Below are 9,594 nucleotides of genomic sequence, written 5' to 3'. Positions count from 1 at the left end.
TGAATCTTCGTATATAGGTTCATGTGTCATGTTGGAGTAGCATAGGATGTTGTGACGTTCCAGGGTTCCAAAGATTTTCAATATATTTTCCCTTATAGGCAAGTTACTGTATAAAACAAATTTAAAACCAATAAATCTATAGAAGTTTTTTAAAATAGAACATTGATTGAAAAAATTACTATGATATAATTAGTGAGGTAGAGAGATGAAAAAAAGTAAAAAAACGACAATAATTGAAGAAGTATCCTTTGTTGTGGGCATATTTATAATAGCATTTGGGTTGATATTTTTCTTAAAACCCCATACTATTGCTCCAGGAGGTATTTCAGGATTTGCTGTAGTAATAGATAAGCTATTTAATATTCCCATGGATGTGACCAATATAGTAGTGAATATTCCCCTATTCCTTGTGGGAATTAGGATTTTAGGTAAAAAGTTTACCCTAAGGTCCTTTGCAGGAACGTTAATATTATCATTTTTCATAAGATTAATTATAAGTGTTTTAGGAGAAAATATTATAATGGTAGATGATGTATTGTTATCTGCCTTATATGGTGGAGTTTTAATGGGTGTAGGATTGGGACTAGTATTTAAAAGTGGAGGTTCCACTGGAGGTACAGATTTAGCTGGAGCCATATTAAACAAATATTTTCCTCATATTAGTATTCCAAAGCTCATGATGATATTTGACTTTTTTATAGTTGTTTCATCAGGTATAGTAGGTGGAAAGTTAGAAAATTCTCTATATTCCCTTATAAGTTTATACATAATTGTAAAGGTTGCAGATTTTATAGTGGAAGGTTTGAATTATGCTAAGGCCTTTTACATAATATCTGATAAATCTGAGGAAATAGGGAAGAATATTGTAGATAATTTAGGTAGAGGTGCAACCATACTAAAGGGTGTAGGAGTATATACAGGTGCAGAAAAGAATGTAATCATGTGTATAGTAGATACAAGACAAATTACAAAATTAAAGAATATTGTAAATCATATAGATTCTAATGCCTTTGTAATGGTAACAACAGTCCATGAAGTCCTAGGCGAAGGATTTAAAATAAATAACTAAGGAGGAATTCTTGTGCAAAATGTAAATATTCAACAGCTACAAGAAGTTGCAACTAACATTCGAAAAGACATAATACAAGCAGTTCACGCTGCAGGGTCAGGACATCCAGGTGGATCCTTATCAGCAGCAGACCTGTTAACAGTACTATATTTTCATAAGATGAATATAGACCCTAAGAATCCTAAAATGGAAAACAGAGATAGATTTGTTCTATCAAAGGGTCACGCAGCTCCAGTATTATATGGTGCATTAGCCCAACGAGGATTCTTTCCAAAGGAAGAATTATTAAAATTGAGACATATGGGAGCCATGCTTCAAGGTCATCCTGACATGAAAAATATTCCAGGAGTAGAAATGTCTACAGGATCATTAGGTCAAGGATTTTCTACTACTATAGGAATGGCACTTGCTTCTAAGTTAGATAAGGTAGATAATAGAATCTATACATTACTAGGAGATGGAGAAATACAAGAAGGTCTTGTATGGGAAGCAGCAATGGCAGCAGGACACTACAACTTAGATAACTTAACTGCAATTGTGGACTTTAATGGTCTTCAAATAGATGGTAAAAATGATGATGTTATGACAGTTTCACCTATTGATAAGAAGTTTGAAAGCTTTGGATGGCATGTGATCACAATTGATGGACACAATATGGAAGAAATAATTAATGCCTTTGATGAAGCCGGAAGGGCTAAAGGAAAGCCAACCGTAGTTATTGCTAAGACTATTAAAGGTAAGGGCGTATCTTTCATGGAAGATCAAGCTGGATGGCATGGATCAGCTCCTAATGATGAGCAGGCAACTACAGCTTTAGATGAACTTGGAGGTGTAAAGTAATGACAAAGATTGCAACTAGAGTAGCCTATGGAGAGGCTTTAGTAGAACTAGGGAAAAAGAATGAAAATGTAGTAGTATTAGATGCTGACCTTTCTAAGTCAACTAAAACTAATGGATTCTTACAAGAATTTCCTAATAGATTTTTTAACATGGGAATAGCAGAACAAAATTTAATGGGTACTGCTGCTGGTCTATCAACTTGTGGTAAAATACCATTTGCAAGTACATTTGCCATGTTTGCAAGTGGAAGAGCCTTTGAAATAATAAGAAACTCTATCTGTTACCCCAAATTAAACGTTAAAGTTTGTGCAACTCACGCTGGAATCACAGTAGGAGAAGATGGAGCATCTCACCAAGCCCTAGAGGATTTAGCTTGTATGAGAGCACTACCAAACATGGTAGTATTAAATCCTGCTGATGCAGTATCTGCAAAGAAGGCAGTATTTGCCATGGCAGAACTTGACGGACCTGTATATGCTAGATTTGGTAGAGCAAATGTACCAGTTATCTACGATGAAGATTTTGTATTTGAAATCGGTAAAGGTGTGGAAGTAAAAGAAGGTACTGATGCTACAATCATAGGAACGGGTATCCTAGTGGCAGAAGCTATTGAGGCTCATGAAACACTTAAGGCTGAAGGTATTAATGTACGTGTTATAGATATGCATACTATAAAGCCAATTGATAAGGATATTATCATAAAGGCAGCCAAGGAAACGGGAGCTATCATAACTGCTGAAGAACACAACATTATTGGTGGTTTAGGATCAGCTGTTGCAGAAGTATTAGTAGAAAATACTCCAGTACCAATGAAGAGAATAGGGGTTAAAGATACTTTTGGTGAGTCTGGGAAGCCAGCTCAGTTAATGGAAAAGTATGGATTAACTGCTGCTTATATTGTTGAAGCTGTTAAGGAATTAGTTAAAAATAAATAGTTATATCTAACTGCTGATGATTTAATTGTCAGCAGTTTTTTTAATATATAGAAAATTATGGTGAAAATATATTTCTTGTTAAAGAAATTTTATATTTACCTTCCTAGGCAAATTACTGTATATAGAAAGTTTCAATATGCCTAAATATATAGATTTCGTATTTATAAAGCACATTTATGTGTGCCTATTTCAGGAAAATATATTGAAAATCTTTTCTACCCAAGTTCTTGTCACAAGCGAAAGTGTGAATCTTCGTAGATAGGTTCACGAGTCATGTTGGAGTAGAATAGGATGTTGTGACGTTCCAGGGTTCCAAAAATTTTCAATAGTTTCCCTTATAGGTAAGTTACTGTATAAAAAAATCTTAGTGTTACGAAATCTATATAGGTTAAAAAATTATTATGGTGCTAGTAAATTTATATAATACTATGGTATAATTTGTTATAATCCGTCAATTTATAGAATATACAAGTGTAGATGGGTAAGGATTATATTTATAAACAAAGTAGATTAGTATAGTTCTTGCTATATGAAAAAGATTAACATATTAAATATTAAGATATTAATTGAAAGAAGGTGGTTAGTAATGAATTCTAAAGTCCATTATTCAAAAAATAAAAATACACAAGGTGCAGTAGCGGAAATAATTGAGAAAATAGATCAAAGAAATGTAAAATTAGTCATGTTCTTTGCGTCTACCATATATGATTTTGAATATGTATCTAAAGAAATACATAATAAGTTTTCCCAGTGTGAAGTTATTGGAACAACTACATCGGGAGAAATATGTAATAGGGGATTTGAAAATAATGGCTTATTGGCCATATCCATTGCCTCAAGTGAAATGAAGGTAAAAAGTATACTCATAGAAGATGGTCATAGGCATCCTATTTTACATAAGAATGAAATAGGACAGGCCATGAAGGGTGTGGGATTAGATCCAAGTTCATCTAATATATCTAATAAAGGATTTGGAATTGGATTCTTTAATGGTCTATTTAATATGGAAGAGAAGTTATTATCAGTAGTATACTCTGTTATTGAAGATAGTAAATTTAAAATATTAGGTGGAACATCTGGAGATGACTTAAAATTTGAAAAGACATTAATTTCTTATAAGGGAAGAATTATAAGCAATGGATGTGTAGTCACATTTGTAAAAACAGATACCCCTTTTTATATGAAGAAGGAAAACATATTTTCCCAATCAGGAAAAACTATGATAGCTACGAAAGTAGATGTGAGGAATAGAATTATCTATGAATTTAATGGAAAACCTGCATCGATTGAGTATGCAAGGGTTTTAGGTATTAATGAAAGGGATTTACATAAATATTTTACAATTAACCCACTAGGAAGGGTCATAGGAGATGAAATTTTCATTGCCACTCCAGCTCAAATTAATCCTGATAAATCAATTACTTTACATTCCCAAATACTTCCCAATTCCATGGTGGATATTTTAGAACCAAAGGATCCTAAGAAAGTTCTTCATGAAACACTATCGGAAGTGAAAGAGAAAATTCCCAACTTAAGATTGGTAATAGGAGTTAATTGTATACTTAGAACAGTCTATTTTAAAGAAAAGAAAATTGATCAGGACTTAATAAATATATTTAATGAATATGTACCTTCTCTATGTGGATTTAGTTCCTATGGGGAGCAATTTGGAAAGTTTCATATGAATCAAACTCTTACAATATTAGCTTTAGGGTGGGATGAATAATGTTTAGAAAGATAATTAATAGAATGAAAAAGAAAGAAAAAATAGAGATAAAAGAGAGTTATAATAACAGTAAGGAAGATAATAGTTCTTATGAGGATATAAGAAATGCCTCAAAGTATCTAGTGAAATTAGTAAATGAATCCTTATATAAAAATTCTAAGAATAATACGGAATTTAATTTGGAGATTTTAAAAATAGTGAAAGATTTAAATAGACAAATGGAAATGTTTGAGGAATATGATAGTATGACTTCAAATATTATAAAAGATAATAAGGGAGTTTTGAAAGCTGCCCTTCAAATAGAAGACAGTATTAAACTTAGTGAAGAAGTAATAATTGGTGGTAATGAAACTGTAAAGAATTTAAAAGAGGATATTCTAGTTATAGCTAACAACATTAGTGACTTAAATAGAGATTTTGAACAATTGAATAAAAAAATAGCTAGTATAAATAAGTTTACAGATATTATTAATCATATTTCTGGTCAAACAAACCTATTGGCATTAAATGCAAGTATAGAGGCAGCAAGAGCTGGTGAAGCAGGAAGAGGATTTGAAGTAGTGGCAAATGAAGTGAGAAAGTTAGCAGATGAAACGGCAATGGCTTCTGTGCAAATAGAGAATACGGTTAAGGACATAAACTTGGAAACTAAAAACTTAACAAAGCATATTGAAGAAAATGTTTTTAAAATGAATGAATTAAATGAAGCCTCCAAAGGAACTTTTAAAGTATTTGAAGATGTACAGAAATCTAACCATGAAACTATTAAGGAAATGAAGGATATTGAAGCATTAATAGATGCTAATTACTCTAAGTTAAATATAATGCTAGAATCCTTAAATCATCTTAAAGGTACATCGGAAGAAAATGTGAAAGAAATAAAAAAATCAATAAATATTTCTAAGGAATCTTCAATATATATTAATGATATGGTATCTTACATGATTCAACTAGAGGATATTATTGAGGATATGGGTGCAGAGAAATAGGCAAATTTAATAGTTGTATATATGAAAAAACTTTGGATAATAAAGTCCGAGTTTTTTTATTTTTAAGTAATAGTTTTATAATGACTGAATTGTTACGTATGTAATTTTCATTAAAAGGAGTGAAAATAATAAGATTACAGCATTATACGGCTAGAAAGCCCACTCTTTCAGGTGTGGGATGAATAGGCCCAACTTGCTTATTTTTTCAATATTCATGTATAAAATCATATTAAACATACACAGAATGTTCTTTAATAGTCATATGATGAATGACTATTAAAGAACTAAAACAACTGTATCCTTAATTATCATTTTATAAATGTGGGGCAGGCTGATTCCATGTTCATAGACTATGGAGACACTGACATATTAGTAGATGCGGGAAATAATGCTGATGGACCACTAGTAGTCAATTACTTAAAAAAACTTAAGACAGACGATGTAGAGATTCTTATAGGGAGCCACCACCATGAAGACCATATAGGCCCAATACCAGCATAGATGTCATGAAGTGCAAAGTAGATTACAAATGTTGCAAATAACAATGTATCTAAAATCAACTTAAATTGTGTTACATAGGACTAATATCGTTAAACACTAGTAATTTCAAGCATTTAGATATAAAATCTATTTTACAGTGAATTTATGGCCTTAACGTGAGTTTTGTAGGAAATGTTGGCTAGATTGTTCAAATAATTATCAGTTTTTACAAAATATGTAATATACTTTGTACCTAGTGACAGCTATGCTGGTACTACCCCATGGCTATCAAGCTAAGGATTCATTCTTCGTCTAAAATACTTATAATTAGTACATTTTATCCTTAAGTCATTTTTTTTAATTATTCATTTTCCAAATTTAGTAATTATATATTGTTTTATTGTATAGGAAAAAGGCCCATGATTGAATTTCATTTTTTTAAAGACATGAGTCTTAATATATAATATAATTAAAGTGTTTTATGCGGCGAATTCACATGTTTTTTCCCGGTAGTAGTGGCACGCTCCAAGAATATCAAATAAGTTTTTTTTACCTTTTTCACGTGTTTTCGCCCATTTTTCTTTATACAATTAAATATATTATTTAGGATTTTATAGACTTTATATGGCCTGTTTATCACAGCTAAATATATATTTCTAATATGTTGTTTTACTATTTGGGCACTTTTTATTTCGCTTGCTTCTAATTTGTGATTTTCTAGGAGTTCTTTTCTCATTTTAAATATTATTGAAGAGCTTACCGTTAATAAAATTAACTTCCCATAAATCTGACATTTGAATCTTTCTATTTTTACAGGTTTTGATCTTGAAATATTAAATATGGATTTCCATATCTTGAACATAATCTCAATTTGCCATCTTAAAGAATATATTTCATATATTTTATTGTTGGGAATGATCGAACTATCAACATTAGTAATATACATTGTTATGCCTAATAACTTCATTGTATTTTTACTCTTTTTTATCCCCTTTTTCTTTGCATTCTTTTCAACTTTTGCCCTACGTTCTTTTAGTTGTTCATCCGTTAATTTATATATAATGAGACGTTCTTTTCTTTTCTTTTATCTAATCTTCCTAAAAATACTTCTTTTAATTCTAATATTTGGCCTCCGGCCATGTCTTTAGCTATATCTGCTAAATCAATCCTTTTATATAGTGTAGATTTCTTTATTTGGCCATTTTTATAATACTGAACATCTTCATTTTCTAAATAAACAGCTACATTAGGCTTGAGCATTGAAACATAGTAAGCACCTTTTTCATATATTTCCTTAAAATCCTTTAAACTAAAATAACCTAAATCTCTTAAAGAAAGATCTCTAGGTTTAAATGTATTATTTATTTTACTACCAAAGGTATTATCATTACTTTTTCCAGCACCTACATCTACATGAATAAATTCACCTGTTTTCAATTCATATTCTAGCTGTATTTTCACACCGGCAGGTTATGAACTTCCACCAGAGCCTTTATATTCATCTTTATAAATCTCGGGTACTTGAAATGCTGTGGAATCAACTATTCTAATTCTTTTGAAATGTTCATCTAACATGGAAGGTATGTTAGAGTGACCTTTAGTGCTTTTGTTTAGTAGAGTTACAAATATCTCCTGTAAAAAAGCTACAGCTTTATAATTGAGACGTTCATGTATTGCTTGTGTGGATACTATATTATCTAAATTAGAACCCATGTTAGAACTCATAGTTACCAAGGTATCCTTACAAATATCTAAATCCGAAAAAGCACATAGATATAAAAATTGCCATGGTTCTATTTTTCCTTTTCGTTTAACAAAGCCAACTTCCCTTGCTATTTTCTCTATTTCTTCTTTTGAGAAAATGTCAAGCATCTTAAAAATCATTTTCTGCATACTACTCTTTAGGGCTTTTGCTTTTGCCATTCTATGCTACTCCTTTCTTTAAAATATGAGTAGCATAAGTATAATATTTTTTTCCATATGGGGGGGCTTGTAATTTTATACAAAATCCTTAGCTTGATAGCCATGGGTACTACCCCATTTAGTATGTTCTAAACTATTCTTGTCCATTTGGGCATTCTCCTTTGTTTTGTATTTGGTCGGCAAACCTAAATACTGTTCTAACAAAGGAGTCTTTTATTTTTTGCTCACGGCTGAAAGCTTTTTTAAACCACCCGCAAAGCAGGTGATTTTCATTTATACAAGAAAATTTAAAAAGTGATTTTAAAACACAAAAAACATTCAAAATGAATTTCTTTAACTTCGATATGAATGTTATAAAGTTATAAAAATTAATGAATTTGAATTTATAAAAACCTCATACGAATAAAAAGAGTATAAAAATATTGACGTTTGAAATTGATATTGATAAAATTGATTGTAGAAAGGGATGTATCTTAATATTTTATAGGCTACTGAAATAAATGATTTTATCTGTGATAATACACTTGAGTACTCCCTATAAAAATCCGAGGAGGTTGAATGCTAATGAATAGTTTTATGGATGAATTTTTAAGAGATGTAGAAGCAAAGTTGAAAGAAAAGGGATTATCTAAGAAAATTTTAGCCGAACAAATGGGAAAGAAGTATCCAACTCTATTAAGTATGTTGAATAGACAAGGGATAGACTGCAATAGTTTTGTACATATATGTTATCTTCTAGACATAAATATGAATAAATACAAGCGATTGTTTAAGTATAGTGATAATACAATAACGGAAGTAATAGATAGTATATGTTATTTCGGAAAAGACAATTGGTCTAAAAATAAATATGGGATAAGTCAATTTAACCAATTTAATCAAGAAAAAATAGAAGGGATAGATATAAGTGATAGGATAAAAATAGGTTATCATATTGCTTGGATTTCTGATTCAGGACGTGATAGGTCAGAGGCTGAAAGATATATTGATGATATAAGATATAAAAAAATAGATAGATATGTACTAGTAGGTATTATTATTTATATTCTACACTTTAGATCTTACGATTCTGGAAACTTTTATTTTAAAACTGAAAGATTAGAATTATTTAAAGAAATATTATTTAATCTGATAAAAAATAATAAACTACAGGAAAAAATTGATTTTTTAAATGTTTTGTTTGAAGAAACAGAAAAATTATATAATAAAAAATCAGATACATATGATGGACATAATAACAAACTAAGTAGATTATACAATTCATTTAAAAAAGGACATGTAGAATCTAATAACTATGTATTCTTTATGGAAATATTTGAAAATGTGTTAAAAAAGGAAACTCATAAGGATGTTATAGTGGCTATTGAAAGGTATTATTTTTTACTTGATTCAATAATTAAAAAAGATGCTTAAATTTTGTAAAATATTTAAATAGATTATAGTCCAAACAAATACTTTTTGTATATTAAATAACTGTTTATTTAGAATTGCTTATCTACGTAAAATTTGTACAAACAATCACAACAAATTTGGAAATATAATTCCAGTAATTATTATGTAATTCAGTTAAATTTAGCATAGATTTCAGCTTGTTTTTTACTGGAATAATATAACATAACAAAATAAATCATA

Annotated in this window: 10 protein-coding genes; 7 read left to right on the top strand and 3 right to left on the bottom strand. The window is 30.0% G+C overall.

All coding sequences use genetic code 11. The features are described from left to right. The first annotated feature begins 205 nt into the window (after positions 1–205). The 6 genes from N4A57_RS09410 to N4A57_RS09385 all read left to right on the top strand — a co-directional run bounded on the left by N4A57_RS09410 (position 206) and on the right by N4A57_RS09385 (position 6,060). Entirely contained in the window at positions 206–1,069 is an 864-nt protein-coding gene (locus N4A57_RS09410) for a YitT family protein (protein ID WP_293657746.1), read from the top strand. Positions 1,070–1,081: 12 nt separating this feature from the next. Beyond that, a complete protein-coding gene (locus tag N4A57_RS09405) occupies positions 1,082–1,909 on the top strand; it encodes a transketolase (protein ID WP_293657745.1) in 828 nt (275 codons plus the stop codon). Then, positions 1,909–2,844, top strand: a complete 936-nt coding sequence (locus tag N4A57_RS09400; RefSeq protein WP_293657744.1) for a transketolase family protein — start codon at positions 1,909–1,911, stop codon at positions 2,842–2,844. Before N4A57_RS09405 ends, N4A57_RS09400 begins: the two co-directional genes overlap by 1 nt. Before the next feature lie 586 nt (positions 2,845–3,430). After that, positions 3,431–4,570: an FIST signal transduction protein gene (locus N4A57_RS09395; protein WP_293657743.1), complete on the top strand. Its 1,140-nt coding sequence runs from the start codon at positions 3,431–3,433 to the stop codon at positions 4,568–4,570. Beyond that, complete coding sequence (locus N4A57_RS09390; RefSeq protein WP_293657742.1) at positions 4,570–5,559, top strand: methyl-accepting chemotaxis protein; 990 nt, start codon at positions 4,570–4,572, stop codon at positions 5,557–5,559. Before N4A57_RS09395 ends, N4A57_RS09390 begins: the two co-directional genes overlap by 1 nt. A 321-nt stretch (positions 5,560–5,880) precedes the next feature. After that, a complete protein-coding gene (locus N4A57_RS09385) occupies positions 5,881–6,060 on the top strand; it encodes an MBL fold metallo-hydrolase (protein WP_293657741.1) in 180 nt (59 codons plus the stop codon). A gap of 448 nt (positions 6,061–6,508) precedes the next feature. Here N4A57_RS09385 and N4A57_RS09380 read toward each other — a convergent pair whose 3' ends face one another. Genes N4A57_RS09380 through N4A57_RS09370 form a run of 3 tightly spaced genes read right to left on the bottom strand, consistent with a single transcriptional unit; the run spans position 6,509 to position 7,962 of the window. Next, positions 6,509–7,099, bottom strand: a complete 591-nt coding sequence (locus tag N4A57_RS09380) for a transposase (protein ID WP_330671496.1) — start codon at positions 7,097–7,099, stop codon at positions 6,509–6,511. Then, entirely contained in the window at positions 7,087–7,500 is a 414-nt protein-coding gene (locus tag N4A57_RS09375) for a transposase (RefSeq protein ID WP_293657740.1), read from the bottom strand. Before N4A57_RS09375 ends, N4A57_RS09380 begins: the two co-directional genes overlap by 13 nt. 9 nt (positions 7,501–7,509) lie before the next feature. Beyond that, positions 7,510–7,962 carry a hypothetical protein gene (locus N4A57_RS09370; RefSeq protein WP_293657739.1) on the bottom strand — a complete coding sequence of 151 codons (453 nt, stop codon included), beginning with the start codon at positions 7,960–7,962 and terminating at the stop codon, positions 7,510–7,512. Positions 7,963–8,526: 564 nt separating this feature from the next. Between N4A57_RS09370 and N4A57_RS09365 the strand changes: the two genes are divergently transcribed. Beyond that, positions 8,527–9,375, top strand: a complete 849-nt coding sequence (locus N4A57_RS09365; protein WP_293657738.1) for a hypothetical protein — start codon at positions 8,527–8,529, stop codon at positions 9,373–9,375. Positions 9,376–9,594: the final 219 nt, after the last annotated feature.

The organism is Anaeromicrobium sp., assembly GCF_025210435.1.
Classification (GTDB): domain Bacteria; phylum Bacillota; class Clostridia; order Peptostreptococcales; family Thermotaleaceae; genus Anaeromicrobium.
This window is presented reverse-complemented; position numbering and strand designations above follow the sequence as displayed.

Excerpts from the sequence above, each read along its gene's own strand:
- N4A57_RS09365 (WP_293657738.1), top strand. The coding sequence starts at position 8,527 with ATGAATAGTTTTATGGATGAATTTTTAAGAGATGTAGAAGCAAAGTTG.
- N4A57_RS09400 (WP_293657744.1), top strand. The coding sequence starts at position 1,909 with ATGACAAAGATTGCAACTAGAGTAGCCTATGGAGAGGCTTTAGTAGAA.
- N4A57_RS09410 (WP_293657746.1), top strand. The coding sequence starts at position 206 with ATGAAAAAAAGTAAAAAAACGACAATAATTGAAGAAGTATCCTTTGTT.
- N4A57_RS09390 (WP_293657742.1), top strand. The coding sequence starts at position 4,570 with ATGTTTAGAAAGATAATTAATAGAATGAAAAAGAAAGAAAAAATAGAG.
- N4A57_RS09395 (WP_293657743.1), top strand. The coding sequence starts at position 3,431 with ATGAATTCTAAAGTCCATTATTCAAAAAATAAAAATACACAAGGTGCA.
- N4A57_RS09370 (WP_293657739.1), bottom strand. The coding sequence starts at position 7,962 with ATGGCAAAAGCAAAAGCCCTAAAGAGTAGTATGCAGAAAATGATTTTT.